Annotated in this window: 27 protein-coding genes; 10 read left to right on the top strand and 17 right to left on the bottom strand. The window is 71.9% G+C overall.

From position 1 onward, the window contains the following. The first annotated feature begins 39 nt into the window (after nt 1-39). Together ABGB18_RS25270 and ABGB18_RS25265 are read left to right on the top strand one after the other, a co-directional pair. Nucleotides 40-765, top strand: coding sequence for a ThuA domain-containing protein (locus tag ABGB18_RS25270; protein ID WP_347698064.1), 726 nt, complete (start codon nt 40-42; stop codon nt 763-765). Nucleotides 766-773: 8 nt separating this feature from the next. Continuing rightward, the gene (locus ABGB18_RS25265) at nt 774-1,862 is read left to right on the top strand and encodes a Gfo/Idh/MocA family oxidoreductase (protein ID WP_347698063.1); all 1,089 of its coding nucleotides are present in this window, start codon (nt 774-776) and stop codon (nt 1,860-1,862) included. A 162-nt stretch (nt 1,863-2,024) separates the two neighbouring features. Here the strand turns inward: ABGB18_RS25265 and ABGB18_RS25260 are convergent, their stop codons facing one another. Next, nucleotides 2,025-2,171 (bottom strand): hypothetical protein, encoded by a 147-nt coding sequence (locus tag ABGB18_RS25260; RefSeq protein ID WP_347698062.1) that lies wholly within the window; start codon nt 2,169-2,171, stop codon nt 2,025-2,027. 75 nt (nt 2,172-2,246) lie between these two features. Continuing rightward, nucleotides 2,247-3,023: a pectate lyase gene (locus ABGB18_RS25255; protein ID WP_347698061.1), complete on the bottom strand. Its 777-nt coding sequence runs from the start codon at nt 3,021-3,023 to the stop codon at nt 2,247-2,249. Between the two features lie 454 nt (nt 3,024-3,477). Between ABGB18_RS25255 and sigJ the strand changes: the two genes are divergently transcribed. Together sigJ and ABGB18_RS25245 are read left to right on the top strand one after the other, a co-directional pair. Further along, nucleotides 3,478-4,347 carry an RNA polymerase sigma factor SigJ gene (gene sigJ / locus ABGB18_RS25250; RefSeq protein WP_347698060.1) on the top strand — a complete coding sequence of 290 codons (870 nt, stop codon included), beginning with the start codon at nt 3,478-3,480 and terminating at the stop codon, nt 4,345-4,347. Nucleotides 4,348-4,422: 75 nt separating this feature from the next. After that, nucleotides 4,423-6,426 (top strand): alpha-glucuronidase, encoded by a 2,004-nt coding sequence (locus ABGB18_RS25245; protein WP_347698059.1) that lies wholly within the window; start codon nt 4,423-4,425, stop codon nt 6,424-6,426. Here the strand turns inward: ABGB18_RS25245 and ABGB18_RS25240 are convergent, their stop codons facing one another. The 7 genes from ABGB18_RS25240 to ABGB18_RS25210 form a co-directional block, all read right to left on the bottom strand. After that, complete coding sequence (locus ABGB18_RS25240) at nt 6,427-7,119, bottom strand: hypothetical protein (RefSeq protein WP_347698058.1); 693 nt, start codon at nt 7,117-7,119, stop codon at nt 6,427-6,429. Next, the gene (locus ABGB18_RS25235) at nt 7,116-8,753 is read right to left on the bottom strand and encodes an extracellular solute-binding protein (protein ID WP_347698057.1); all 1,638 of its coding nucleotides are present in this window, start codon (nt 8,751-8,753) and stop codon (nt 7,116-7,118) included. Before ABGB18_RS25235 ends, ABGB18_RS25240 begins: the two co-directional genes overlap by 4 nt. Nucleotides 8,754-8,784: 31 nt before the next feature. Continuing rightward, nucleotides 8,785-9,660, bottom strand: a complete 876-nt coding sequence (locus ABGB18_RS25230; protein ID WP_347698056.1) for a carbohydrate ABC transporter permease — start codon at nt 9,658-9,660, stop codon at nt 8,785-8,787. Continuing rightward, nucleotides 9,657-10,643, bottom strand: a complete 987-nt coding sequence (locus ABGB18_RS25225; RefSeq protein ID WP_347698055.1) for an ABC transporter permease subunit — start codon at nt 10,641-10,643, stop codon at nt 9,657-9,659. The genes ABGB18_RS25230 and ABGB18_RS25225 overlap by 4 nt, the downstream gene beginning before the upstream one ends. Continuing rightward, nucleotides 10,640-13,012 carry a glycoside hydrolase family 3 N-terminal domain-containing protein gene (locus ABGB18_RS25220; RefSeq protein WP_347698054.1) on the bottom strand — a complete coding sequence of 791 codons (2,373 nt, stop codon included), beginning with the start codon at nt 13,010-13,012 and terminating at the stop codon, nt 10,640-10,642. Before ABGB18_RS25220 ends, ABGB18_RS25225 begins: the two co-directional genes overlap by 4 nt. 198 nt (nt 13,013-13,210) lie before the next feature. Then, nucleotides 13,211-13,762, bottom strand: coding sequence for a helix-turn-helix transcriptional regulator (locus tag ABGB18_RS25215; RefSeq protein WP_347698053.1), 552 nt, complete (start codon nt 13,760-13,762; stop codon nt 13,211-13,213). Nucleotides 13,763-13,800: 38 nt separating this feature from the next. Continuing rightward, a complete protein-coding gene (locus ABGB18_RS25210) occupies nt 13,801-13,938 on the bottom strand; it encodes a hypothetical protein (RefSeq protein ID WP_347698052.1) in 138 nt (45 codons plus the stop codon). A gap of 449 nt (nt 13,939-14,387) precedes the next feature. Between ABGB18_RS25210 and ABGB18_RS25205 the strand changes: the two genes are divergently transcribed. The 3 genes from ABGB18_RS25205 to ABGB18_RS25195 are packed head-to-tail and all read left to right on the top strand — an operon-like array spanning nt 14,388 to nt 17,435. Beyond that, on the top strand, nt 14,388-15,479 hold the full coding sequence (locus ABGB18_RS25205) for an acyltransferase family protein (protein WP_347698051.1): 1,092 nt from the start codon (nt 14,388-14,390) through the stop codon (nt 15,477-15,479). Between the two features lie 5 nt (nt 15,480-15,484). Beyond that, the gene (cseB, locus tag ABGB18_RS25200; RefSeq protein WP_347698050.1) at nt 15,485-16,189 is read left to right on the top strand and encodes a two-component system response regulator CseB; all 705 of its coding nucleotides are present in this window, start codon (nt 15,485-15,487) and stop codon (nt 16,187-16,189) included. A gap of 1 nt (nt 16,190) precedes the next feature. Further along, complete coding sequence (locus ABGB18_RS25195; protein WP_347698049.1) at nt 16,191-17,435, top strand: HAMP domain-containing sensor histidine kinase; 1,245 nt, start codon at nt 16,191-16,193, stop codon at nt 17,433-17,435. Between the two features lie 15 nt (nt 17,436-17,450). Here the strand turns inward: ABGB18_RS25195 and add are convergent, their stop codons facing one another. Both add and ABGB18_RS25185 read right to left on the bottom strand, forming a co-directional pair. Then, on the bottom strand, nt 17,451-18,392 hold the full coding sequence (gene add, locus ABGB18_RS25190) for an adenosine deaminase (RefSeq protein WP_347698048.1): 942 nt from the start codon (nt 18,390-18,392) through the stop codon (nt 17,451-17,453). Next, nucleotides 18,389-19,330, bottom strand: a complete 942-nt coding sequence (locus ABGB18_RS25185) for a nucleoside hydrolase (RefSeq protein ID WP_347698047.1) — start codon at nt 19,328-19,330, stop codon at nt 18,389-18,391. Before ABGB18_RS25185 ends, add begins: the two co-directional genes overlap by 4 nt. A 97-nt stretch (nt 19,331-19,427) precedes the next feature. On the opposite strand from ABGB18_RS25185, the gene ABGB18_RS25180 reads away from it, so the two are divergent. Continuing rightward, nucleotides 19,428-20,405: a LacI family DNA-binding transcriptional regulator gene (locus tag ABGB18_RS25180; protein ID WP_347698046.1), complete on the top strand. Its 978-nt coding sequence runs from the start codon at nt 19,428-19,430 to the stop codon at nt 20,403-20,405. Between the two features lie 63 nt (nt 20,406-20,468). On the opposite strand, the gene ABGB18_RS25175 is transcribed toward ABGB18_RS25180, so the two are convergent. The 5 genes from ABGB18_RS25175 to ABGB18_RS25155 all read right to left on the bottom strand — a co-directional run bounded on the left by ABGB18_RS25175 (nt 20,469) and on the right by ABGB18_RS25155 (nt 22,786). Then, entirely contained in the window at nt 20,469-20,690 is a 222-nt protein-coding gene (locus ABGB18_RS25175; RefSeq protein WP_347698045.1) for a hypothetical protein, read from the bottom strand. Nucleotides 20,691-20,754: 64 nt separating this feature from the next. Continuing rightward, a complete protein-coding gene (locus ABGB18_RS25170; RefSeq protein ID WP_347698169.1) occupies nt 20,755-21,021 on the bottom strand; it encodes a hypothetical protein in 267 nt (88 codons plus the stop codon). Further along, nucleotides 20,925-21,371, bottom strand: coding sequence for an FAD-dependent monooxygenase (locus ABGB18_RS25165; protein ID WP_347698044.1), 447 nt, complete (start codon nt 21,369-21,371; stop codon nt 20,925-20,927). Before ABGB18_RS25165 ends, ABGB18_RS25170 begins: the two co-directional genes overlap by 97 nt. A gap of 89 nt (nt 21,372-21,460) precedes the next feature. Next, nucleotides 21,461-22,054 carry a TetR/AcrR family transcriptional regulator gene (locus ABGB18_RS25160; protein WP_347698043.1) on the bottom strand — a complete coding sequence of 198 codons (594 nt, stop codon included), beginning with the start codon at nt 22,052-22,054 and terminating at the stop codon, nt 21,461-21,463. A 90-nt stretch (nt 22,055-22,144) separates the two neighbouring features. After that, nucleotides 22,145-22,786 carry a nucleoside/nucleotide kinase family protein gene (locus ABGB18_RS25155; RefSeq protein ID WP_347698042.1) on the bottom strand — a complete coding sequence of 214 codons (642 nt, stop codon included), beginning with the start codon at nt 22,784-22,786 and terminating at the stop codon, nt 22,145-22,147. 219 nt (nt 22,787-23,005) lie between these two features. On the opposite strand from ABGB18_RS25155, the gene ABGB18_RS25150 reads away from it, so the two are divergent. Both ABGB18_RS25150 and ABGB18_RS25145 read left to right on the top strand, forming a co-directional pair. Then, a complete protein-coding gene (locus ABGB18_RS25150; RefSeq protein WP_347698041.1) occupies nt 23,006-24,856 on the top strand; it encodes a glycoside hydrolase family 15 protein in 1,851 nt (616 codons plus the stop codon). 93 nt (nt 24,857-24,949) lie between these two features. Beyond that, nucleotides 24,950-25,201, top strand: coding sequence for a PAS domain-containing protein (locus ABGB18_RS25145; protein ID WP_347698040.1), 252 nt, complete (start codon nt 24,950-24,952; stop codon nt 25,199-25,201). Between the two features lie 16 nt (nt 25,202-25,217). Here ABGB18_RS25145 and ABGB18_RS25140 read toward each other — a convergent pair whose 3' ends face one another. Further along, nucleotides 25,218-26,558, bottom strand: a complete 1,341-nt coding sequence (locus ABGB18_RS25140) for a 6-phospho-beta-glucosidase (RefSeq protein WP_347698039.1) — start codon at nt 26,556-26,558, stop codon at nt 25,218-25,220. Between the last annotated feature and the right edge of the window lie 64 nt (nt 26,559-26,622).

Below are 26,622 nucleotides of genomic sequence, written 5' to 3'. Positions count from 1 at the left end.
CAGAAATCGATCTGACGAGCCACGACCGGAGGGAAGCGGATGGCGGTCAACGTCACTGTCTGGAGCGAGAACTACCACGAGCAACGCGAGGAGGACGTGCGCCGCCGCTACCCCGACGGCATCCACGGCGCCATCGCGGCGGGACTGACCGAGCTGCTCGGCGAGCGGGTACGCGTGCGCACGGCCGTACTCGACGACCCCGAGCACGGCCTCACGGACGAGACCCTGGCCGGGACCGACGTGCTCACCTGGTGGGGGCACATGGCGCACGAGGAGGTCGATGACAAGATCGTCGAGCGGGTACGCCGGCGCGTGCTGGGCGGCATGGGCCTGATCGTGCTGCACTCGGGCCACTACTCCAAGATCTTCCGCGCCCTGATGGGCACCACCTGCACGCTCAACTGGCGCGACGCCGCCGAGCGGGAGCTGGTCTGGACGGTCTCCCCCGGCCATCCGATCGCGCGGGGCGTGCCCCGGCCGCTGGTCATCGAGCGGCAGGAGACCTACGGCGAGCCGTTCGGCATCCCCCAGCCGGACGAGCTGGTCTTCATCAGCAACTTCAGCGGCGGCGAGGTCTTCCGCAGCGGCTGCTGTTACCGCAGGGGTCTCGGCCGGGTCTTCTACTTCAGCCCCGGCGACCAGGAATACCCCATCTACTACCACCCCGGCGTGCGGCGCGTGCTGGCCAACGCGGTCCTGTGGGCCGCCCCGGCCGAGCAGCCCGGCGACCCCCTGCAGAACGTTCACACCCCCATCCAGTGGTAGGAGCCGCCTTGCCGTCCGACAGCCCAACCCCCTTGACCTCCTCCCCCAAGGAGGCCGGCAGCCCGGCCTTCGACACCGTGACGGCGGACCGGCCGCTGCGTGCCGTGGTGGTCGGCGCCGGCTTCATCGGCGGCGAGTGGGCGCCGGAGCTGCTCGCCCACCCCGACACCGAGCTGGTCGGCTGGGTGGACGTGGCCGAGGACCTGGCCCGCGCCGCCGCCGCCAAGCTCGGCCTGGACGACCTGCCGGTCAGCTCCTCGCTGACCGCCGTGCTGGACGGCCAGGAGCCCGACTTCATCGTCAACTGCACGGTTCCGCGGGCACATCACGACGTGACGGTCACCGCGCTCAGGCGTGGAGTGTCGGTGCTGAGCGAGAAGCCCATGTCGGTCACGCTGGCGGAGGCCCGCTCCATGGTGGGGGCGGCCGACGAGGCGCGGCGGCTGTTCGCGGTCAACCAGAACCGCCGTTTCAAGCCGACCCTGGTGGCCTTCCGGCGCACGGTGGCCGAGCTCGGGCCGCTCGGGCTGCTGACGTCGGAGTTCTACATGCCGTACCGGGGGCGGCCGTTCCTCGACGAGCTGGAGCACCCGCTGTTACAGGACATGGCCATCCACCTGTTCGACGCGGCCCGGGCGGTCTCGGGGAGCGATCCGGTCTCGGTCTACTGCGAGTCGTTCCGGCCCGCGTGGACCTGGTATCCGGGCGCCTGCTCGGCCACCGCGATCTTCGAGATGACCGGCGGGCTGCGGTACACGTTCACCGGGAGCTGGTCGGCGCCCGGCGGCGCGACGTCGTGGACGGGGAGCTGGCGAGCGGCCGGGTCGCACGGCACGGCTCGCTGGGACGGCGACGGCGACCCGACCGCCGAGGCCGTCGAGGGCCACGTGGTACGGCCGCACGCCCCGGAGGCCGACCCGTTCCCCGGGCGGCGGCGCTTCGCCGGGCTGGCGGAGGGGCTGGACGAGTTCGTGGCGGGGCTGCGTACGGGGCGGGCGCCGCAGGGCGAGTGCCACGACAACATCCGGAGCCTGGCCATGGTGACGGCCGCGCTGGAGTCCGCCCGCACCGGAAACCGGGTGCCGATCATGGCCTGACCGGCGCCCCGTTTTCCACCCCACCACGGACAGGGGTGGAAAACGGGGCGCCCCGGGCTCTCGTGCGACCGGTCATCCGGCGCCACCGGCCGGCCCGGGACGAGCACCGGGCCGCGCGGCAACCCGCCTGGCCGGAGCGGTGGCGGCGCGGTGGCGGCGCGGTCAGCGGCCGTAACAGCTCTTCAGGTGGCGCCACCAGTCGCGGAACATCCACGCGTCGAACTCCGTGATCGACGACGCGGTGCCCGCCTTCATCAGGAAGCAGCCGATGAGCAGCATCGGCAGGATGGCCAGGCGTTTCACGCGCACCTCGCTGGTTGATAGTAGCGCTAACATTCCGAGACCCTCGGGGAAGGGCGCGCTTCCCCGAGAGCCGGAGTCCTGTCAGCGGATGGTGATGTCGGAGGAGGAGTAGAGGCAGTTCACGCCGTCCGCGCCCGAGCCGATCTTGACCGGCTCACTGCCCTTCGGGACGCCCCGGTACTTCTCGCAGATGGTGGTGCCGCTGCCGTACACGGCGATGTTCCTGAAGCGCGCGGTGTCGCCCCAGTTGGTGTTGATCCCGGCCAGCACCTTGGTGGAGCGGGCGGTGATGCCGTCCATGACCACGTTGCGCCGGTAGGAGCTGGAGCAGTTGCCGCAGGCGCGATAGAGCTTGCCCGAGCTGTGCACCTGGAAGTTCCTGATGGTCAGCGTTCCGGCGCCGTTGTGCTGGAACACCTTGTCCGAGGCGGACCGGGCGCCGCCGCCGTCGACCAGGTACGTCGCCGACGAGCTGGAGGACATGAACGTCGCGGCGTCCTCGCCCACGTCGTTCCACCACACGTTGCGGATCGTGCACGAGCCCTGGCAGTGGATGCCGTCTCCGGCCGGGGCGTCGAGGATGACGTTCTGGATCGTGCCGCCGTTGGGCACGACGAACATCGGGTCCTGGCTCTCGCTCTGGCCGCCGTCGCCGATGCCGTAGTGGCGCTTCATGCCGCCGTCGAACAACGAGCCGGTGTTGCGCGTCTGAGTGATGTGCACGCTGCCGGTGTTCGACGGCCACGGGCCGTCCCTGTCCATCGACTTCGCCTGCGCCGCGGGCGGCAGCACGGCGGTGACACCCGCCAGCGCCGTCGCCATCACCAGGAGCCGTCTGGTACGTGGTTGGAATCTCAAGGCCGCTGTACCTACCCCTCTGCGCTCTTCGGTAAGCGCTTTCCCACTGGTCGGACCGGTGCCTTGCACCGGAGTTTGTTGGAGGGTCAGCCTAATTAGGGGCGCGGCTGCCCTGTCAGAGCCTTGATGGCACGGGTAAGGATCGACCGTCAACCCGCCCGTCCGGCGGCAATCAACGACCTGCGGATTCCCCTGAAATTTTCATCCGCGCCCGAGGGGCCCGGGGCGGCGGCCGCCCCTCGACCGCACCCGCTCCCTCTCACCGCCGGAGACCCGGACACCGCGCCTCACATCCGCGCCCGGAACGAGCCGATCTTGTGGTCCAGCACCTTCATGTCCTGGGTGAGCTGGAACGCACTCCAGGTCAAGCCCGGCCCGGGATCCCGTCACGGCGGCCGCCGTTCCGCTGCCCCCGGGGCACGAAGCACCCTGTGACCTGCGGTTATCTGGAGGGGTGGGAATCGATCGGAGTGCGCGGCTCGACGAGGAGTGGGAGCTGCACCGGCCCGCCGTCTTCGGCACCGCGTACCGGCTGCTGGGGAGCGTCACCGAGGCGGAGGACGTGCTCCAGGACGTCTGGCTGCGGGCGGCGGGGGCTGATCTGTCCGAGGTGGCGGATCTGCGGGCCTGGCTGGTGACCGTGGCGGCGCGCATCTCGTACAACGTGATCAACTCCGCGCGGGTCCGCAAGGTGGGATATGTCGGGCCGTGGCTGCCCGAACCGCTCCTGACCGGTCCCGACGTGGCGCACCGGGTGCTCATCGACGACTCGGTCAGCACCGCGATGTTGCTGGTGATGCGGGAGTTGCCGCCGCCCGAGCGGGTGGCGTTCGTCCTGCACGAGGTGTTCGAGCTGCCGTTCGAGCAGATCGCGGGCGTGCTCGGCAGGTCGCCGGTGGCCTGCGGGAAGCTGGCCTCCCGGGCGCGGCGGCGGGTGGCGGGGGCGCGGATGCCGCAGCGGGCCGGCCGGGCCGAGCGGGAGGAGGTGCTGCGGGCCTTCCGCGCCGCCTCCCAGGCGGGCGATCTCGCGGCGCTGGTCGGCTTGCTGGACCCCGACGTCGTCTACGTGGCCGACGGCGGCGGGAAGGCCACGGCGGCGCGGGCGCCCGTCCATGGGGTGGAGCGGGTCGCCCGGATGCTGCTGTGGTTCGGCACCCACCGGCCCGGCGACCGGATGGAGGTGGTCGAGGTGAACGGGGACCCGGGGCTGGCGACCTGCCGCGAGGGGCGGCCGCGCTGTATCGACACCGTGGAGGTGCGCGGGGGGCGGATCCTCGCGTTCCTGCGGGTGGCCAATCCCGACAAGCTTCCAGGTCACCTCTGAGCCGCCTGCATTGTCTCCCTGCCCTACGGCATGGCGATAGGATCTTGGTCCGCACCGGCGTGCCGAAGGAGTCCCGTGACCATTCCCGAGCCGAACGGCGTCCACGCGGCCTGGCTGCCTCCCGAGGCGTTCCGGGCGATCGGCTCGCGGCGCGTCCTGGTGTGCGGCGACGGGCCGCTCGCCGGCACCGTGCGCGAGGAGGCCGAGGCGGCCTGCGCCCGCCATGGCGGCAGCCTGACGGCGGACTCGCCCGACCTGGTGCTCGCGCTCTCCACCGCCCGGCCCCTGCCCGCCGCCGCGGCGCGGCTGGCCGGCCCGGAGGGCCCCGGCGAGCAGGGTTTCGTGCTCGCCCGCCACGACGGCGTCACGGTCGTGCTCGCCGACGACCCGGCGGGCCTGCTGTACGGCCTGTTCCACGTGGTACGGCTGGGCGAGGCCGCGTTCGGGGCCGCGCGGCCGGCGGAGACGCACCGGCCCGCGGTGCCGCGGCGCATGGTGGATCACTGGGACAACGTGGCCGTGCACCCGGTGATGGGCCAGGTGGAGCGGGGTTACGCGGGCGGTTCGATCTTCTGGGCGGACGGGGCGGCGCGCGGGGACCTGACCCGGGTGCGGGCCTACGGGCGGCTGCTGGCCGCGTGCGGGGTCAACGCGATCACGGTCAACAACGTCAACGTGCACGCCACCGAGGCCCACCTGCTGACGGACCGGCTCGGGGACGTCGCGGCGATCGCCGGCGCGCTGCGCCCGTACGGGATCCGCGTGCACCTGTCGGTCAACTTCGCCTCCCCCGTCGCGCTGGGCGGGCTGCCCGGCGCCGACCCCCTCGACGAGCGGGTGCGCGAGTGGTGGGCCGCCACCACCGCGCGGGTCTACGAGACGATCCCCGATTTCGGCGGTTACGTGGTCAAGGCCGACTCCGAGGGGCAGCCGGGCCCGTTCGCCTACGGGCGCACCCACGCCGACGGCGCCGGCGTGCTCGCCGACGCGCTGGAGCCGTTCGGCGGGGTCGTGCACTGGCGCGCCTTCGTCTACAACCACCGCCAGGACTGGCGGGACCGCTCGACCGACCGGGCCCGCGCGGCCCACGACCACTTCCAGCCGCTCGACGGCGAGTTCCGGGACAACGTGATCCTTCAGGTGAAGCACGGGCCGATGGACTTCCAGCCGCGCGAGCCGGTGTCACCGGTGATCGCGGCGATGCCCCGGACGCGGCTGGCGGTGGAGTTCCAGGCGACGCAGGAATACACCGGCCAGCAGCGGCACGTGTGCTATCTGGCACCGATGTGGCGGGAGGTGCTCGGGTTCCGGCCGTGGGGGCCGGCCGGGCGGGCCGTGGCGGAGGTGGCGGGCGAGATGGTGGCGGTGTCCAACGTGGGCGACGACCCGTACTGGACCGGCCACCCGCTCGCCCAGGCCAACCTCTACGCCTTCGGCCGCCTGGCCTGGGACCCCTGGCTGGAGCCGGCCGCCATCCTCGACGAGTGGATCGACCTGACGTTCGCGCCCGCGCCCGACCCGCCGCGCGGCACGCTGCACGCGCTGATGGACGGCTCCTGGCGCACCTACGAGCGCTACACCGCGCCGCTCGGCGCCGGCTTCATGGTCCGCCCCGGCCACCACTACGGCCCCGACGTGGACGGCTACGAGTACACCCCGTGGGGCACCTACCACTTCGCCGACCGCGACGGCGTCGGCGTGGACCGCACCCGCGCCTCGGGCACCGGCTTCACCGGCCAGTACCCGCCGCCGTGGTCGGAGGTCTACGAGTCGCCCGAGCGCTGCCCCGACGAGCTGCTGCTGTTCTTCCACCACGTCCCCTACGGGCACGTGCTGCACGACGGCTCGACGGTCATCCAGCACATCTACGACACCCATTTCGCGGGCGCCGAGGAGGCGGCCGCGTACGGGCGGCTCTGGGAGGAGGCCGCGGGCTCGGTGGAACCCGCGCTGCACGCCAGGGTGCGGGAGCTGCTCGGCGAGCAGCTCCGCTCCGCCGAGGAGTGGCGTGACCAGGTCAACACCTACTTCTTCCGCAAGTCGGGGGTGCCCGACGCCCGCGGCCGGCGCATCCACTGATCAGGCGGTGAACTCCCGCTCGACCTCCTCGACCATCGACCGGGAGTTCCACAGCAGCACCGCCAGGAAACCGGCGGCCAGCAGCGCCACCGCCGCCTCGGTGACCACCAGCGTGAGGCCGCCGGCCACGACGAGCAGGCTGAGGTTGGCCAGGGTGACGGCGGGGCGGCGGCCGAAGAAGTAGACCGCCAGCCGGGCGACGTCCACCGGGCGGAACTCGAACAGCGAGGTGATGACCAGCGCGTTGCCGGCCCACAGGGTCGCCGCCACCGCCACGAGGACGAGCAGCACCGCCCACCAGCCGGGCACGCCCGCGGCACCGAAGTTCGCCAGGTTCGTCCCGATGACGGTCATCCCCGCCAGCCACGGAACCCAGATCTTCAGCACGCCGCGCACGTTGGCCCGGTAGCCGCGCCAGAACGCCGCCGCCGGTCGCAGGTCCGCCAGGTCTCGGCCGCGGCGGCGCAGGGCGTACAGGGCGGCCGACAGCGCGGGGCCGAGGGGCAGCGCGCAGGCGGCGGCCAGCGGGACGTTCCCCGCCGACCGGTCGAGCAGGACGAGCCCGGCCAGCCCGGGCAGGGCGGTGGCCAGGAACAGCAGCTCCACGGCCAGCAGGCTGTAGACCAGCGCCGAGACCCGCGAGAGAGGTCCCTGGCCGAACCCGCGCAGGCTCCGGGCGGCCGTATCGCTCAACCGTGCTCCTTCTTGAACCGCTCGTAGGCGGTGTTCACGATGTTCATGTAGGAGGTCATGTTCTTGCCCTCCAGCTCCTTGACGTAGGCGTCCCACTCGCTCAGGTCACGCTCGCCGAGGATGAACTTGAGCGTCTGCTGGGTGACGTGGTCCTTCAGCGGTGTCTCCCACAGCGTGGCCTGCTCGCGCTCCTCGTCGTTGAACGGGTGCGGCGGCTCCACCGGCCACGGCTTGCGCGCGTTCATCACGTTCTGGAACTCCAGCTCCTCCTCGGAGAAGGTGGAGTTGAGCAGCTCGGTGGTGCCGCCGTAGGCGAACACGCCGTTGGAGAAGCCGAAGTCCTTCTGCAGGTGCTTGGGCGCCCCGGCGTTGAGGCCCACGAAGTCGATGTCGTCGGCCAGCTTGTAGTGGCCGGAGGCGTCCTTGGTGTACGTCGTCCCCTCGACGCCCCACTTCGCGAACTCGGCGCCCTCGGGGGAATACCAGAGCCAGTCGATGAACTGCATCAGCGCCACGAAGTTCTTGTTCTCCAGCGCCTTCTTGGAGATCATGACACCGTTCTCGGTCCGCGGGCCGATCTTGTAGTCTCCCACCGGGCCCAGCGGCACCGGGATCTTGGCGATCTTGGCTTCGGGGTTGAGCTCGGTCAGCGTCGGCCGGTAGTCGTTGATCAGCGACTGCGCGTTGGCGCTGATGACGAACGACTTGCCGGAGTTGAACTTCTGCTTGGCCTGCTCGTCCTGCTGGGTGAAGCTCTCCGGGTCGAGCAGCTTCTCCTTCACCAGCTTGTTCAGATATTCGATCATCTGCTTGTACTGCGGCATGGCGCCGGTGTAGGCGAACTTCCCGAGGGCGGGGTCCCAGGTCGCGTGCTGGTACTCCCACCCGCCCTTGGTGCCGTAGGCCTGGGCGACCAGCTTGAGCAGGTTGCCGCCCGGCGTGGGGACGCCCCACCGGTCGGTCATCGGATAGAGGTCGGGGTATTCGGCCTTCATCGCCTTGAGCACCGTGTACAGGTCGTCCCAGGTCTTGGGGGTCTCCAGGCCGAGCTTCTCCATGATGTCGGTCCTGACCGCCAGGGTGTAGTCCACCCAGATCTCCTCGTGGAGCCCGGGCAGCAGGTAGAAGCGGCCGTCGGCCTGCCGGAGCAGGTTGAGCTCGGGGTCCATCCGCCACTTGGCGACCTGGTCCTTGAAGTTCGGCATCAGGTCCATGTACTCGCTGACCGGCAGGATGGCACCGGAGGCGACGAAGGCCTCCTCCTGCGGGTGGTAGGTCTTCGGGATGATGAGCGGCGCCTGGCCGGAGCCCACCAGCAGGCCGCGCTTCTTCTCGTAGTCGCTCAGCGGCACCGCCACCGGCTTGAGTGTCACGTTGGTCCGCTTGGTGAGCTCCTGCCAGAACAGCCAGTCGTTCTTGAGCGGGTAGAACGAGTGGTTGTTGTAGAGCACGTCGAACGAGATCGGCTCGGTCGCCTTGAACTGCCGGCCGACGGCGTAGCCCGCCATCGAGCCCGCCTTGTTCGCGGACACGTCGCCGGTCTTCTTCGGCGTCTCGCCCTCGCCGCAACCCGCGACCGCGAGGGTGAACGCACCCAGACCGATGATCGCCTGACGTCGTGAGAGTTCGCGCATGGGGGGTTTCCTTTGCCTGGGAGGGGACGGGCTAGCCCTTCACCGCGCCGAGCATGACTCCGGAGACGAAGTACCTCTGGACGAAGGGATAGACCGCCAGGATGGGAAGAACGGTGAGCGTGATCGCCACCGACTGGATGTTGGCGGCGGCCTGCGACACCTCGGACGTGATGGCGCCCGCGGACTCGGCGCCGGTGGCCCCGGCGATGAGATTGCGCAGGTAGATGGTCACCGGGAACAACTCCGTCTCGTTCAGGTAGAGGAAGGCCGTGAACCACGAGTTCCAGAACGAGACGGCGTAGAACAGCACCATCGTGGCGATGACCGCCTTCGACAGCGGCAGCACGATCCGCAGCAGGATGCCGTACGTGTTCAGGCCGTCGATGGCGGCGGCCTCCTCCAGCTCGTTCGGCAGGTTCTCGAAGAACGTCTTCATGACCAGGAGGTTGAACACGCTGATGGCGTTGGGCAGGACGATGGCCCAGATGGTGTTCGTCATCCCGAGGCCGTTGACCAGCACGTACTGGGGGATCAGGCCGCCGGAGAAGATCATGGTGAAGACGGCGACCCAGATCAGGACCGTACGGCCCTTGAGGTGCTTCTTGGACAGCACGTATGCGTAACAGGTCGTCAGCGTCATCGCGACGGCCGTGGCGACGACGGTGTAGACCACGGTGTTGGCGTAGTTCGTCCAGAACATCGGATCGGAGATCACGATCCGGTACGTCGTGAGGTTGAACCCGCGGGGGATGAGGTTGACCTGCCCGCTCAGGATGTAGCGCTCGTCGCTGAACGAGCGGGCGACGATGTTGACGAAGGGATAGAGCGTCACGATCACGACGCCGGTCAGGATGACGGCGTTGACCCCTTGGAAGAGGCGGTGGCCGCGGCTCTTGGCGAGCGTCACCACAGGCCCGTCCCCACCACGCGCCGGGAGATCACGTTCGCGGACACGATCAGCACCACCCCGATCAGGGCCTCGAACAGGCCGATCGCGGCCGCGTAGCTGAGGTTGCTGGACTCCACGCCCATGCGGTACAGGTACGTGGTGATCACGTCGGCGGTCGGATAGGTCAGCGCGTTGTACAGCAGCAGGATCTTCTCGAAGCCCGTGGTCATGAACGTGCCGAGGTTGAGGATCAGCAGCGTGATCGCCGTGGGCGCGATGCCCGGCAGGGTCACGTGCCAGATCTGCCGCCACCGGCCGGCGCCGTCCATCCTGGCCGCCTCGTAGAGCTGCTCGTCGATGGTCGTCAGCGCGGCCAGGTAGAGGATGGTGCCCCACCCGACGGTCTGCCAGACCTCCGACGAGACGAAGATCGTGCGGAACCACTCCGGTTCCTGCAGGAAGGCCGTGGGCTCCCCGCCGAACACCTTCACGATCTGGTTGATCGGCCCGTCGATGGCCAGCATCTGCATGACGATGCCGGCCACGATGACGATCGACAGGAAGTGCGGCAGGTAGGACACCGACTGCAGGAACCGCTTGAGGCGCCTGCTGCGCACCTCGTTGAGGAGCAGCGCCAGCGCGATGGGCAGCGGCCAGCAGAACAGCAGGGTCAGCGCCCCGAGGATCAGGGTGTTGGTGAACACGTTCCAGAACGTCGGGTCACTCAGAAACAGCCGCACGTAACGCAGGCCGACCCATTCCTCGCCCAGCACGTTGCCGCCCGGCTCGAACTTCCGGAAGGCGATCACGTTGCCGAGCATCGGCGCGTACCGGAAGATCAGGAAGAACAGCAGCGGCAGGATCGCCAGCGTGTACAGCCGCCAGTCGCGGCGCAGTGCGGCGCGCCAGCCGTCGGACCGGGGGCGGGCGCGCCGGCCGGGACGCGGCCCGGACCGGCGCATCCGCGCCGTGCCCGGGTCCAGCGTCTTCGAGGTGCTCATCCCCGGCCCTCCGGTGGGTCGTGCTCCACCCGCGTCGCCGGCCCCAGCCGCCGGTCGTGGCCGGCCTCGCGCTCGGCGCCGACGAGGCGCAGCGGCACGCTCGCCGCCATGTCCGCGCTGGAGCGGCCGAAGCGCAGCTCGACGTCGCCGGGCTCGACGACGCGCCGGCCGCTCAGTCCGACGAAGGACGTGACGTCGGCCGGGACGTCGAAGGTCACGCGGGCGGAGCGGCCGGGCTCCAGCGGCACGCGCGCGTAGCCGATCAGGCGGACCACCGGCCGGGTGGTCTGCGCGACCGGGTCGTGCAGGTAGAGCTGGACGACCTCCGTGCCGGGCCGCGGCCCGGCGTTGCGGACCGTGATGCCGACGCTCACCTCCCCGTCGACCGGCCAGGCGGGCGCGGACCCCACGGAGTCGCGCGGATCGGACACCGCGGCGTCGCTCCACTCGAAGGTCGTGTAACTCAGCCCGTGCCCGAACGGGTAGGCCGGGGTCGGGTCCACCGACGACACCTCGGAGCGGTGGCCCAGCCACGGCGACAGGTAGGTCGCGGGCAGGCCGCCGGCGTCGCGGGGCACGCTGACCGGCAGCCGCCCCGACGGGGCGACCGCGCCGGTGAGCACCTCGGCCATCGCCTGGCCGCCCCGCTGGCCGGGGAAGAAGCCGTAGACGACGGCCGCGGCGGCCTCGGTCTCCGGGCCGAGCGCGTACGGGCGGCCGGCGAGCAGCACCAGGACCACGGGGGTGCCGGTGGCGAGCACGGCGCTGACGAGCTCGGGCTGCACACCCGGCAGGCGCAGGTCGGCGGCGTCGCACCCCTCGCCGGAGGTGCCCCGCCCGAACAGCCCCGCCCGGTCCCCGACGGCCAGCACGCACACGTCGCTCGCCGCGGCCGCGGCGGCCGCCGCGGCGATGCCGGAGGTGTCCTCATCGGTGATTCCGCACCCGCGCTCGTACGTCAGGTCCGGGACGAGCCGGCCGAGCTCCTCGCGCAGCGACGGGATCTCCAGCCCGAGCCCGTGCTCGGGATGCTCGCCGATGTGCGCGGGGAAGGTGTAGCAGCCGAGCATCGCCATCGGGTCGTCGGCGACGGGGCCCACGACGGCCACCCGCAGCCCCGCCGACAGCGGCAGGATCGCGCCGGTGTTGCGGAGCACGACGACGGACTCCCGGGCCAGCCGCAGGGCGAGGTCCTGGCTCGGCCCGTCGTCGAGGCGCAGGCTCTCGGCCTCGCCGGGCAGGCACCGCCAGTCCGCGTCGAGCAGGCCGAGCTCGGCCTTCTGCGCCAGCACCCGGCGCAGCGCCCGGTCGACCAGCGCCTCGTCCACCTTGCCCGCCTTGACCGCCTCGATCAGCGGGGCGGCGTAGGTGTCGGCCGTGGGCAGCTCGACGTCGATCCCGGCCCGCAGGGCCAGCGCCGCCGCGTGCGAGCCGTCCCCGGCCACGCCGTGCAGGCGCTCCAGGAACCGGACGGCGAAGTAGTCGGAGACCACCGTGCCGGTGAATCCCCACTCCTCGCGCAGCAGCCCGGTCAGCAGGGTCTCGTCGGCCGCGACGGGCACGCCGTCGATCTCGCAGTAGGAGTTCATCACCGACCGGGCGCCGCCCAGCCGCAACGCCATCTCGAACGGCGGCAGCACGACATCGGCCAGCTCCCTGCGGCCCATCGGCACGGGCGCGAGGTTGCGGCCGCCCCGGGAGGCCGAGTAGCCGGCGAAGTGCTTCAGCGTGGCGACGATCCCGGCCTTCTCCAGGCCCCGCACGTAGGCGGCGCCGACGGTCCCGACCAGGTACGGATCCTCGCCGATCGTCTCCTCGGTGCGGCCCCACCGGTAGTCCCTGGTCACGTCCAGGACCGGGGCCAGCCCCTGGTGCACGCCCGCGGCTCGCATGGACCGGCCGATCCGCCCGCCCATCTCCTCGACCAGCTCGGGGTCGAAGGACGCGCCCCAGCTCAGCGGCGCCGGGTAGACGCTCGCCCGCCAGGCGGCGAACCCGGTCAGGCACTCCTCGTGCACCTGCGCCGGGATCCCGAACCTGCTGGCCGCCACGATCTGCCGCTGGGAGGCGGCCAGCGAGCGGGCGCCGGCGGCGGGATCGACCGGCGCGGTCCCGTACGGGCGGGTGAGCTGGCCCAGCCCGTGGCCGATGACGGTGTCCCAGTCCACGCTGCCCACCAGGTCGGTCTGGTGCGGGGCGACGCCCTCACCCGAGGCGTCGGCTCCCGCCCACACCCCGACGAGCTGGGCGACCTTCTCCTCCAATGTCATGAGCGGGACGAGCGCCTCGGCCCGCTCGGCGGGCGACAGCCGCGTGTCCCGCCATCGCGCGCTGTCCGGACTCGTGTCAATGGGTACGTGGCCCCTCATGCCATCCCTTCAGCCCAAGAATGTCGCCGAAACTTTCATGACGATCTCTGTAATATTGCGGCAACATAAGGGGCCCTTACAAGCATGTCAAGGGTGCCATCAACTGCTACGTTGCGGATTCGCTCGCCCGGGAATTCCCAAAGGTAGCCCGTTTGTCCAGGCTGATCTGGCCGACAAATTTCCCGAAACTTTCGGATGTCATTCGAGGCGGCCGTTTCCGTCCACCAAGGCAGCGAGCTGGCTGCGGTTGGAGATGCCGAGCTTGACGTACACGCGGGCGAGGTTGTTGTTCACGGTGGCCACCGAGAGCCCGAGCCGGGCCGCGACGTGCTTGCTGCTGTAGCGGGCCGCGAGCAGGGCGACCTCGCGTTCCCGGCGGGTGAGCACCGCGGTGCCGCCGTGGCCGAGCAGCGGGGTCGTGGCCCCCTCGCAGCGCCCGCGCAGCACGGCGGCCCGTTCCAAGGCGATGGCCGACTTTCCGGACAGGCCGTCCTTGCGGTAGGCCCGGGCGGCGGTGGAGACGGCCTCGGCGGCCAGCAGGACGTGGCCCAGGTCGCCGAAGACGGTCGCGGCGGCGCAGAGCGCGTCACCGTCCATGCCGGCCAGCCCGCGCGGCACCTGCACGCGCTCGCCCACCCGCTCCGACACGGCCAGGCCGCGGCCCTCCGCCGCCTCGATCGAGGCCGCGTCCGACAGCCGCTCCAGCACGGCCAGCGGCAGCGGCTCACCACAGGCCAGCAGCTCCAGCACGAGCCTGGTGGGAGGGTCGAGCGGGCGCAGGCGGTCCGTCAGAAGCCGGCGGATGCCGCCGCTGGGCGGTAGCCGCCGGTGAAGTGCCACACCCCGTACGTGCGGCGCAGCGTGCCGTCCGCGAGCGCCCCCGACAGCAGCTCGCGCAGGTCCAGCGCGCCGGGCCGTCCTTCCACAGCGTGGTCACCACGTCGGGGACCGGCGCGTCGCTGCGGATGGTGATCACGGGGAAGGCCAGTCCGTGGGCCGCCAGGTGCCCGAGCACGGCGGCCGAGCCGCCGTCGAGCAGGTGGGCGTCCGCCTCGGCGGCGATGACCACCCCGATCGCCTCGCCCGAGGAGGAGCACGTGCGCGCAGTCGCCAGCTCCGCATCCCGCCCGACGAACGGCCATCCTCGCATGAGCCCCATCCCTCTCCTTAGACGGTGCCTTTCATTCGTCCCTCACGGGCGGGCGGATGCCCCGCGCGATCGCCAATCTGACCCGGGCCTCCACCGGGTGTCAGCCGCCTTGATACGTGGCTGATACATGGCCGCGCCCTGGTGGCGGCCTGGTGTCGGCAGTGCGGAGACCCGGCTCGCAAAGGGTTGCCGGTGCGAGTCGGTATCTCCGGAGGTGCTCCAGCGATGTTCCCTGCTCCCACGGCGGCCCCCGCGTCCACGGCCGGCGGCGGCGCTTCTCCGGCTCGCGCCGGCGCGAGCCGGCTCGGGTGGGCCGACACCGCCAAGGGCGTGTGCATCCTCCTGGTCGTGCTGTGGCACGTGGTCGTGAAGCACTACCTGCAGATCGACTGGCGGCTCGACGTGCCGATCACCGGTTTCTGGGGCATGCTCGGCAACGCGTTGCTGACCTTGCGGATGCCGCTGTTCTTCACCATCTCCGGCATGTTCGCGACCGGCGCGTTCCAGCGGCCCTGGCGGGTGGTGGCGCGTTCCCGGGTGGCGAAGTTCCTGTACCTGTACGTCCTGTGGGTCTGCATCCACACGGCGCTGCTGGCGCTGGTGCCCGGGTTCGACACCGCCAGCGCCGGCAGCGTGGGCGAGTTCGTCGAGCAGCTCACGATCTCGCCGCCGAACCTGTGGTACCTCTACGCCCTGGCCCTCTACTTCACGGTGGCCAAGGCGCTGCGCCGGGTGCCGCGGCCCGTCATGCTCGCCGCCGCCCTGATCCTGTCGGCGGTCGTGGCCGCGGGATACGTGCCGATCGAGGCCAACCGCGGGTCGCTGCTGCAGAACCTGCTGTTCTTCCTGGCCGGGCTGTACTTCCGGCCGTACTTCGAGCGGCTCGCCGACACCACCGGCCGGCGCCGGGCGGTGCTGATCACGGTCGCGTACGGGGCGGCGGCGCTGGCGCTGATGGTCACCGGCGCGCAGCAGTTCCCCGGCGCCTGGCCGGCGGTCTGCGTCATCGCCACGCTCTTCGGCGTGTCGGTCGGCCCGCTGGTCGCCGCCGTGCCCGGGATCGGGAGCGGGCTCGCCTGGCTCGGCCGCCGTACGCTGCCGATCTACGTCATCCACATGCCCGTGCTCGCCCTGATCCACAAGGTGCTCGTCGGGCCGCTGTCCACGGTGGGGGCGCTCGGGCAGCACGCGTTCGTGTTCCTCTACCCGGCCCTCCTGACCGCGTTGATCGTGGCGCTGTGCCTGCTCGCGGAGAACCTCCTGCGGAAGGCCCGGGCGACCTGGCTCTTCGACCTTCCGCGCCGGCGAATAAAATAAGCGGAATGTCCGTTCTGCCTGTCCCCGCGCCCGCACTCTCCACGATCCTGCTCGTCGAGGACGACGAAGGGATCCGCCGGGCGGTGGCACTGGCGCTGGAGCGCTACGGTTACCACGTGACGGTGGCGAGCGACGGGCTGCGGGCACTGGAGCTGTTCCGGGAGGGCCGGCACGACCTCCTGGTGCTGGACGTGATGCTGCCGGAGCTGGACGGCATCGGGTTGTGCCGCAGGATCAGGGAGTCGAGCGTGGTCCCGATCCTCATGATGTCCGCCCGGGGCGACGCCCTGGACGTGGTCTCGGGGCTGGAGGCCGGGGCCGACGACTATGTGGTCAAGCCGGTCGACATCCCCGTGCTGGTGGCCAGGATCCGCTCGCTGCTGCGCCGGGCCGCCGTCGCGGCGACGGAGGACCACACCCCGAGCGACCGGCTCGTCTTCGGCGATCTGGTGATCGACACCGGCGGCCTGGAGGTGTTCCTGGGCGGCGAGCCGGTCGCGCTGGCACCGACCGAGCTGCGGCTGCTGCTGGAGTTCGCCGCGCACCCGGGCATCGTCCTCGATCGGCAGACGCTGCTGGGCAACGTCTGGGACTACGGCTGGGACGGCGACAGCCGGGTCGTGGACCTGTGCGTGCAGCGGCTGCGCAAGAAGATCGGCGCCGATCGGATCGAGACGGTTCGTGGGTTCGGCTACAAGCTACGACGCTGACGTGGGGCGTGCCCATCCGGCGTGGCGGTCGCTGCGCTGGAAGATCGCCGCGCTCGTGGCCACGGCCGCCTGCGCGGTGTCCCTGTCCGTGGGGCTGCTCGTGCACCAGAGCACGCTGGAGCGGCTGCTGAGCGAGGGCGCGGACCGGGCCGTGACGGCGCTGCTCTCCGCCGTTTACGTCTACCGCGACACGGGCCTCACGCCGCCCTTCGGGGACGGGCCACCGCCGGACGAACTGCTGGCCCTGGTGGCGCGCGCGGACGGCCACGTCACCTGGTACGACGACCGCCGCCCCGGCATCCCGTGGATGTGGGCCGCGCAGAGCGTGAACGACCATGTCGTGGCGGTGAAGGTCGACATGGGCTCCGACATGCGCGGCCTGGAGGCGCTCGACCGGCACATGGTGATCGCCTCGCTGACGGTGCTGGCCGCGGCCGTCCCGCTGTCGGCGCTGGCCGCCGAGCTGCCCAACCGCCGGCTGCGGCAGGTGGCGGCCACCGCGCGGCGCATCGCCGCGGGAGATCTGGAGGCCAGGACGGCGCCGGGACGCACGGGCGGCGACGAGATCAGCGAGATCGCGGCCACCGTCGACGCCATGGCCGACAGCCTGCGCGACCGGCTGCTGAACGAGCAGCGCTTCACCGCGGACGTGGCCCACGAGCTGCGTACCCCGCTGATGGGCCTGGTCGCCGCCGTGACGCTGCTGCCTCCGTGCGAGGCCACCGACCTGGTCACGGACCGGGTCCAGGCGTTACGGACGCTGGCCGAGGACCTGCTGGAGATCTCCCGCCTGGACGCCGGGATCGAGCAGGCCGACGTGCGGCCGGTGCCCGTCGCCGACCTCGTCCGGGCGGTGCTGGCCCGGACGGGGCTGGAGGGCCGGGTCATCGTCGCCGGCCGGCCCACGGCCGAGACCGACCCGCGCCGGCTCGACCGGATCCTGGCCAACCTCCTGGCCAACGCCGCCCGCCACGGAGCCCCGCCGATCGAGATCTCCGTGACCGCCACCGTGATCGTCGTCCGCGATCACGGCCCCGGATACCCCGCCGCCCTGCTCACCGACGGGCCCCGCCGCTTCAGGACCGGAACCCCGGAACGCGGCCGCGACCACGGCATCGGCCTGACCATCGCGCTCGGCCAGGCCCGGGTCATCGGCGCCACCCTCACCTTCACCAACGCGGCCGACGGCGGCGCCGTCGCCACCCTCCGCCTCCTTCACCAAGGGGTACATACGCGACTTGTATGAGTCAGTGATGCCTCGTCAGGCGGCGGGCACGTCGCCGAACGCGGCGGCCCGCGCGTGCTGCTGGCAACGTGCCTCGTGGCCGGCGGTCCAGCCGTACCACTCCCTCATCTGGCGGAACTCACGGCCGAGGGTGGTGGCGGAGGTGGTGCGGGCGTCGGTGGAGACGGTGACGGCCAGACCTTCGGCCAGCAGCCGGCCGGCGGGGTGCGCCGCGGCGTCGCGTACCGCTCCGGTCTGCAGGTTGCTGGTCGGGCACATCTCCAGGGCGATGCCGTCGTGCCTGAGCCGGTCGAGCAGGGAGGGGTCCTCCGCCGACCGCACGCCGTGGCCGATCCGCGCGGCGCCGAGCACGTCGAGCGCCTCCCACACGCTCTCCGGCCCGGCCGCCTCGCCCGCGTGCACGGTGACGGGAAGCCCCGCGGCGTGCGCGGCGGCGAAGGCCGGCAGATGCGGCGCGCCGGGGTGGCTCTCGTCGCCCGCCAGGTCCACGCCGACGACCACGTCCCGGTGGCGAAGCGCGGTGGCCACGACCCGTTCGCTGGTCTCCGGCGGCTGCTGGCGCAGGCAGCACAGGAGGAGCCCGCAACGGACGCCCGTCTGCTCCGATCCGGCCGCCAGGCCGCCGGCCACCGCCGTGACGGCCTCGTCGAGCGTCATCCCGCGCTCGCCGTGCAGCTGCGGCGCGAACCTGGCCTCGCCGTACACGACGCCGTCGGTCGACCAGGCGAGCACCAGCTCCAGCGCGGCCCGGCGCAGCGCCTCGGGGGTCTGCAGGACCCGCAGGACCGGGTCGAGGTAGGTGAGGTAAGCCATCAGGTCGCCGCACTCGCGCGGGGCCACCACCAGCGACTCGACCGGCCCGTCGAGGCGGATGCCCTGCTGCTCGGCCAGCTCGGCGACCGTGCCGGGCCGGACCGAGCCGTCGAGGTGGCAGTGCAGCTCGTAGCGGCCGTTCATACGCGTGCCTCCTGCGCCAGCAGGCCGAAGAGCAGCTCCTTGAAGCCCTTTTCGTGTACGCGGCGAACCAGGGTGACGTTGGGTGGCGGCCCGGTCAGCCGCCGGTCCACCATGCTCTGGCCGCGCGCCTCGTCGCCGAGCGCGATCCGCACGTGGGCCTTCTCGTGTTCGGCCACCAGGCCCGGCCGCAGCGCCACCGCCATCGCCACCGGATCGGGCAGGTCGTAACCGGACAGCCCGCTCACCTGCCTGGCCCACTCGGCCACCTTGCGGTTGATCCGGTGGGCGAAGGAGGCCAGCGGCGAGTCCAGGGCCAGGAGCCGTTCCTGGTCGCCGGGCGTCATCACCGCGTCACGCCGGGAGACGTCCCAGCCGATCCAGGTGACCCGGCCGGGGTCGGCCGCCGAGAGCACGATCTGCGCCGCCTCGGGGTCCACCCAGGCGTTGAACTCGGCCGTCGCGCTGATGTTGCCCACCGCGTCGGGCGCGCCGATCATGCAGTACACGTGGCGGTAGCGGCCGAGCAGGTCGCGGTCGCGAAGCAGCGCGGCGGCCAGGTTGGTCAGCGGTCCGAGGGAGACCAGTGTGTACTCGCCGGGCCGCGCCCGAGCCCGGTCGAGCAGCACGTCCACGGCGTGCCCGGGTTGGGGCCGGCCGGCCGGGTCGGCCAGGCCGAGGTCGCCCATGCCGTCGTCGCCGTGCACCGGCTGCGCGGTGGACAGCGGGCGCGCCATCGGGCGGTCGCAGCCCTCGTACACCGGCACGCCGCCCATCCCGGCGAGCTCCAGGGTCAGCAGCGCGTTGCGGGTGGCCAGCGGCAGCGGCACGTTGCCGGCGACGGTGGTCACCGCGTCCAGCTCGGTGCCGCTATCTCGCGCGGCGAGCAGCAGCGCCACCGCGTCGTCGGAGGCGGTGTCGGTGTCCACGATCAGCTTCATCACGGCTCCGTGAAAGAGGTCGTATCTAAACGTTTAGAATCGATGTCGGGTGCAACGATGGTGGGCGCGCACACGCGCTGTCAAGAAGGGAGCGGGCATGGCGGTGACCATGGCCGACGTGGCCCGCCGCGCCGGGACCTCGATCGCGGTGGTGAGCTACGTCGTCAACGACGGGCCCCGGCCGGTCGCGGCACGCACCCGTGAGCGCGTCATCGCCGCCGCCGCCGAACTCGGCTACCGGCACAACCGGGTGGCCGCCGCGCTGCGCTCGGGCTCTTCCGGGCTCGTCGGCGTCGTGCTCCCCGACACGGTCAACCCCTACTTCGCCGCCCTCGGCCGGCGATTGGAGGAGGCTCTCACCGCCTCCGGCAAGCTGATGGTCGTCGCGAACTCGGGCTACGACGGCCGGCGCCAGGCAACCGCGATCGAGGCCCTGCTGGGCGCGCAGGTGGACGGCCTGATCATCGTCTCGGCCTCGGGCGCCGACGACCCGGCCGGTCCCGCCACCGAGGAGGGCGCTTCCGTCGTGTACGTCCACCACCGGCCCCCCGGCTCGGCCACGACGCTCGTGGCCGCCGACAACGAGGCGGGGGTCGCCGCCGCGGTCGCCCACCTGCGCGAGCACGGACACGCCCGGATCGACTTTCTGGCCGGCCCCACCGACGAGGGCCCGGTGGGCGACCGCGTCGCGGCCTGGCGGGCGACGGGCGTTCCCGGCGAGCTGCTGCGTTCCGCGTTCGGCCGTGCCGCCGCCGCCCGCCTCGTGGCCGGGCTGGGAACCGTGCCGAGGGCGCTGGTCGTGGCGACCGACGAGCAGGCCGTCGGCGTGCTGGCCGCCTGCGGTGCGGCTGGCGTCGACGTGCCCGGCCGGCTCGCCCTGATCAGCTGCGACGGCAGCCCGGAGACCGCGTTCACCGTGCCGCCGTTGACCGCGGTGGAACAGCCGCTCGCCGAGATGGCCCGCCAGAGCGTGCGCCACCTGCTCGGCGAGCCCGTGCCCGGCGGAACACCGGCGGCCACCCTCACCGTACGGCGGAGCTGCGGCTGCCCGCACCCGGGCTTCCCCACCCCCTGACACCCGCACGAGCACGCGGCCGGTCACCACGACGGGACGGGCCGCGCCGTGATGGACTCCCGGTCAAGGTGTGATGCCGGTCAAGGTGCGGAAATAGTCGGTGACGGGCGCGAGATCCACCGCGTCGCCGCGGTAGCCGACGTACTTGTCCGGGCGGATCACGTACAGGCTGGGGCGGCGCACGCCATAGCGGTTGTGCGCCTCGCTGCGCAGGTCGGCGAGGGCGCCGGGCACCGGCGGCAGGTGGCCGCGGGTGAGGAGGTGGACCTCGCCGTGCCCGGCCATGACCCGGCGGGCGGCAGCCTGCCAGGCGGCCAGGGTGGCGCGTGCCGCCTGGCCCGGCGGGCGATCAGCGTGCCGGCGGTGGCCACCCGCGTGGCGGTCGAGGTCGCGTCGACCACGGCCTTGGCCACGGGCCAGCGCTCGGCGTGGTAGCTGTCCAGCAGGGTCTCCCGCGCGTGCCCGGTGGCACGGTGCTGTGGGCCCCGTCGGCACCGACCAGCCAGCGGGTCTCGCAGCTCAGGCGGCTGCCGTCGCGGACGAGGTCCACGCCGACGCCGTGCTCCCCCGGCCGCAGCCCCACCAGGCGGGTCTCCCATTCGACGGTGACCCCCAGCTCCGCGGCGCGCTCGCGCAGCAGGGTGACGGTCTGCCACTGCGGGATGCACAGATCCAGCGGGAACGGGAGTCCACGGCTGTCACGTCCATCTCGGCCAGGGTCGTGGCGCCCTGGTAGAAGGCGAGCGCGTGCAGGGGGACGCCCCGTTCGATGGCGGCCTGGGCGAGCCCGAGGTCGTCCAGTAACTCCAGTGATCTGGCCACGATCGACACCGCCCGGCTTTCCCGGTGGTCCGCGCCCGCGGCGTCGATGACCCGCGGGATCACGCCGCGCCGGGCCAGCTCGATGGCCAGCACCAGGCCGGTCGTCCCGGCACCGACGATGAGCACATCAGCGTTCGCCGTCATCCGATCCATCCCTCCATCGTTAAAAACGAATGTTCGTTCTTTGAGAAGAGCACGCTTCGACGTGCTCGGTCAAGAGCGAATGTCGTTCGCTATCGGCTGGCGGGCACCGACATCAGGGCGCGGATGCCGTTCCTGAAGGCCACCGGGTCCGCGTCGCCGAACACCGCCCGCCGCACCAGGAACCCGTCGACCAGAGCCGTCAGCACGTCGGCCACGTGCTCGGGCGGGACGCCGGCGGGCAGCCGCCCGCGCTCCTGGTGCCGCGCCACCAGTCCCCCGATCACGCCACGGGCCTCGGCCATGACCTCCTTCAGCCGTGCGGACAGCGACGGCGAGCGCAGTGCCTCCGCCCAGACCTGGACCAGGAGCTGGGCCGACTCCCGGGATCTGGACAGCGGCGGGCGCTCCACGCCCAGCACGAGGTCGACGACGTCGTCCAGATCGGGCGGCGGCGCGGCGGCGTCGGCCCCGAACGCGGCCGCGACCTCGGCGAGGGCCTCGGAGGCGATCGCCGCGATGATGTCGTCCTTGCTCTTGAAATAGCGGTAGACGGCACCGGCCGACAGCTCGGCCTCGGTCAGGACGTCCTGCATGGAGGTGGCGTGGAAACCGTTGCGGACGAAGCAGCGCCGGGCGGCGTCGAGGATCTGGCGGCGGCGGGCTTCGAGGTGCTCCTTGGGCATGCGTGCCATGGGATCCCAACGTAGAACGAACATTCGCCCTTGACAACCCGCGCGCCGCCGACGGCGCCGGGGCCGGGGAGGCTGATGGGGCTAGGGGGTCAGGGTGAGGGTGTCGAAGTCCAGTCGGAGGTCGGCGTCGTCGCGGGTGGCGCGGATGCGCTCGGCGTTGGGCTCGTCGACCTCGGCCACCCAGCGGGCCGCGTGATCGGGACTCTTGCCGAACCGGATGTGCCGCTTGATGAGGCGGTCCAGGCGTACGCGGTCGTCGAGCTCGACGTACCAGACCTCGGTCATGGCCGCTCGCACCCGCCGCCACGGCTCGTCGCGGGCGAGCAGGTAGTTGCCCTCACTGACGACCACCCGTGTGGCCGGCGGCACCGGGATGGCGCCGGCGATCGGCTGCTCGATCTCGCGGTCGAACGAGGGCGCGTAGACGAGGGTGGCGGTCTCGGCGCGCACGCGGCGGAGCAGCGCCAGGTAGCCGTGGGCGTCGAAGGTGTCCATGGCGCCCTTGCGGCCCAGCCGCCCGAGGCGTTCGAGCTCGACGTCGGCCAGGTGGAACCCGTCCATCGGCACCCACACGGCCGGCAGCCCGGCGGCGGTGAGGCGCTCGGCCAGCCAACCGGCCAGCGTGGACTTGCCCGCGCCCGGGCATCCCGCGATGCCGATCAGCACGCGGTCGTCGGCGGCGACCAGATCGCGCACCCGCCGCACCAGCCCCGCACCGGTCACCCGGCTCCCCCTGCCACTCGGCCGCACGAAGCATGTCTCATACGCTCGCCTACCTCCGGGTCCGGCCCCTCGGCCCTGCCCAGGCACTGTACCTGGCCGCCACCAGGAGAACCCGAGCCCGCCGGCACCCGTGCCGCATTTGCCACATTCATGAAGTTCTGTGGCCATTTTGACGAACAGCAGGGCTTGCCACACCTCAGAGCTGCGTAGTTTGAGGGCATGGAGGGAGAAAACGAGTATGCGGGTTCCCGGGCGCCCGGGCCCCCCGAGGACTCGCGGTACCTGCCGATCGGTGACCATGGCCTGATCGGCGACCTGCGCACGGTCGCGCTCGTGGGCGTCAACGGCACGATCGACTGGTACTGCTGCCCGAGGTTCGACTCCCCCAGCGTGTTCGCCTCGATCCTGGACGCCGACCGGGGCGGCTCGTTCGAGCTGTACGCCGACGTGCCCGCCCGGACCAAGCAGTTCTACTTCCCCGACACCAACGTCCTGATCACCCGCTTCTTCGCCCAGGACGGCGTCGGCGAGATCCAGGACTACATGCCGATCCCCGAAGACCCCCGGGAGGCCGACCGGCACCGGCTGATCCGCCGGGTCTCGTGTGTACGCGGCAAGCTGCCGTTCCGCATCCGGGTGTCCCCCCGCTTCGACTACGCCAGGCAGTCCCACTCGCTCACGCGGGAGGGGGCGCTCACGTTGTTCGAGTCGCCGTCCCTGTCCCTGGCGCTGTCCGCCAGCGTGCCCATGGAGACCGACGGCCGCGACGCCTGGGCCCGGTTCGAGCTGCAGGAGGGCGAGCACGCGGTGTTCTCCCTGGACAAGACCTGCCCGGGGCTGGAGACGCGCGGCTGCCCGATCGAGGAGGCGGAGCAGGAGTTCGTCGCCACGGTGCGGTTCTGGCGCAAGTGGCTGTCGGCCTCGCGCTACCGCGGCAGGTGGCGGGAGGTCGTGCACCGCTCGGCCCTCACGCTGAAGCTGCTCACCTACGCGCCGACCGGCGGGATCGTGGCGGCGCCGACGACCAGCCTGCCGGAGCACTTCAGCGGAGGGCGCAACTGGGACTACCGCTACGTGTGGGTGCGCGACGCCGCGTTCTGCGTGTACGCGCTGCTCAGGCTCGGCTTCACCGAGGAGGCCGAGGCGTTCATGGGCTTCCTGTCCCATCACGTCCCGTTCGCCGCCAAGCGCGGCACCGGCCCGCTGCAGATCATGTACGGAATCGACGGCCGCAAGGATCTGCCGGAGGAGGAGCTGCACCACCTGGAGGGCTACCGGAAGTCCGAGCCCGTGCGCATCGGCAACGCCGCCGCCAACCAGCTCCAGCTCGACATCTACGGGGCGCTCATCGACTCGATCTACCTCTACAACAAGTGGGGGAACCCGATCTCCAGCCAGCGCTGGGACGAGGTGTGCAAGGTGGCCGACTGGGTCTGCGACAACTGGGACCAGCCCGACGAGGGCATCTGGGAGACCCGCGGCGGCCGCAAGAACTTCGTCTACTCGCGGCTGATGTGCTGGGTGGCCATCGAGCGCTCCATGCGGGTGGCCCGCCAGCGTGGCCTGCCCGCCGACATCCCGCGCTGGCGCCGGGCACGCGACGCGATCTACCAGGACATCATGGAGAACGGCTGGTCGGAGGCGCAGCAGGCGTTCGTGCAGCACTTCGACGAGGATGTCCTGGACGCGTCCGTGCTGATGATGCCGCTGTCCAAGTTCGTCTCGCCCACGGATCCCAAGTGGCTGTCCACCCTCGACGCGCTGAGCCGCGGCCTGGTCTCCGACTCGCTGGTCTACCGCTATGACCCGGTGGCCAGCCCGGACGGCCTGGAGGGGCTGGAGGGCACGTTCTCGATCTGCTCGTTCTGGTACGTCGAGGCCCTGGCCCGCGCCGGCCGGGTCGACGAGGCCCGCCTGGCCTTCGAGAAGATGCTGACCTACGCCAACCACCTGGGCCTGTACGCCGAGGAGATCGGGCACACCGGCGAGCAGCTCGGCAACTTCCCGCAGGCGATCACCCACCTGGCGCTCATCAGCGCCGCGTTCAACCTCGACCACGCCCTCGGCTGAGCGGCCGGCACCCCCCGCGGGCCGCTCGGGCCCGGATATTCCCAGGTCAGCGGATAGGATGAGGGCTCGTTCGACGCCTGGACGGATGGTGACATGCCAGACAGCACGGCGGGGGGCGCGGCGGAAACGGGGATTCCGGCGCTGGCCGTGATCGACGCCGAGGGCACCGTGATCGGATGGACGCGAGCCGCGCAGGAGCTGCTCGGATATCGGCCCGGCGACATCCTCGACCGGCCTGCCACGCTCCTCCTGATGCCCGCCGATCAGGCGGGCATGGTCGGCGGCGGCCCGTCCGAGGACGACGTCGCCCTCCTGATGGCCCGCACTCTTGCGCCGGCCCTCTGAGCGCCGGACGGCGCGGCTAACGGGGGAAGACGGCGGCCAGCTCCGGGATGCGGGCCCGGTAGCCGTCGAACAGGCCGCGTGCCGTCGCCACCGAGTCGACCAGCGGATGCAGCGCGAACGCCGCCACCGCCAGCCGCGCCGAGCCCGACACCGCGGCCTCGATGACCGTCTGCTCCACCGCCTTCACCTGCTGGACGAGGCCCAGGAAGGGGCCCGCGAGCGGGCGGGTGGCCAGCGGCCGGACCCCCGCGCCGTCCACCGCGCACGGGATCTCCACGACCGCGTCCGCCGGCAGGCCCGGCACGGCGGACCCGTTGCGCACGTTGAGGATCATGGTGGCGGGCTCGCCCCGGGCGATGGCGGCCATGAGGGCGAGCGCGATGCCCTCGTAGCCGCCCGCCTCCAGGTCGGCGGCGGCGCGCTCGCCCGCGTCGGTGGCGTCGCGGGCCTCGGCCATGTACGACTCGTCGCGCTCCCTGCGGGCCCGCCGCCACTCGGCCAGCGCGTCGCCCGGCCGGGCCAGCGCGGCGGCGTAGAACCGGTCCTGCTGCCCCACCAGGGACTCCCCGCGGGTCTGCCCGGAGATCGCGGCGACCGATTCCCGGGTGAAGTAGTAGTAATACAGGTATTCGTTGGGCAGCGCCTGCAAGGTGCGCACCCAGTCGGCCCCGAAGATGCGGGCCTCCTCGACCTGCCGCAGCGCCGCGTCGTCGGCGAGCAGCCGGGGCAGCTCGTCGCGCCCCTGATGGGTGAGCCCGCGTAGCCAGCCGAGGTGGTTGAGCCCCACGTAGTCGGCCGACACGCGGGCCGGGTCGAGCCCGAGGGCGCCCGCCGCCCGCCGGACCAGCCCGATGGGCGAGTCGCAGATGCCGATCACCCGGTCGCCGAGCACCTGCCGCATGGCCTCGGTGACCATGCCCGCCGGATTGGTGAAGTTGATCACCCAGGCGGCGGGCGCGAGGGCGGCCACCCGCTCCGCCATCCGCAGCGCGACCGGGACGGTGCGCAGGCCGTACGAGATGCCGCCGGGCCCGGTCGTCTCCTGGCCGGGCAGGCCCAGCTCCAGCGCGACCCGCTCGTCGGCGGTGCGGCCGGCCAGGCCGCCGACGCGGATGGCCGAGAAGACGAAGGCGGCGTCACGCAGCGCGCTGTCCAGGTCGGTGGTGGTGCGCACCACGGGCGGGTCGTCGTGCCCGGCGGCGAGCCCGCGCAGCACGTGCCCGATGGTCTCCAGCCGCTCGGGGGACACGTCGTGGAGCACCACCTCCTGCACGCGTGGCTTCGCGGTCTCGCGCAGGAGCGCGCCGTACACGAGCGGCACCCGGAAGCCACCGCCCCCGAGAACGGCCAGTCTCATGGACATCCCTTCCTGCGAGCCGGGCACTCCAGCACGCGAATCGACGCCCCTTCCCGCGAGCCGG

Origin of the sequence: Nonomuraea sp. B12E4, from assembly GCF_039871825.1 — a bacterium.
Classification (GTDB): Bacteria; Actinomycetota; Actinomycetes; order Streptosporangiales; family Streptosporangiaceae; genus Nonomuraea.
This window is presented reverse-complemented; position numbering and strand designations above follow the sequence as displayed.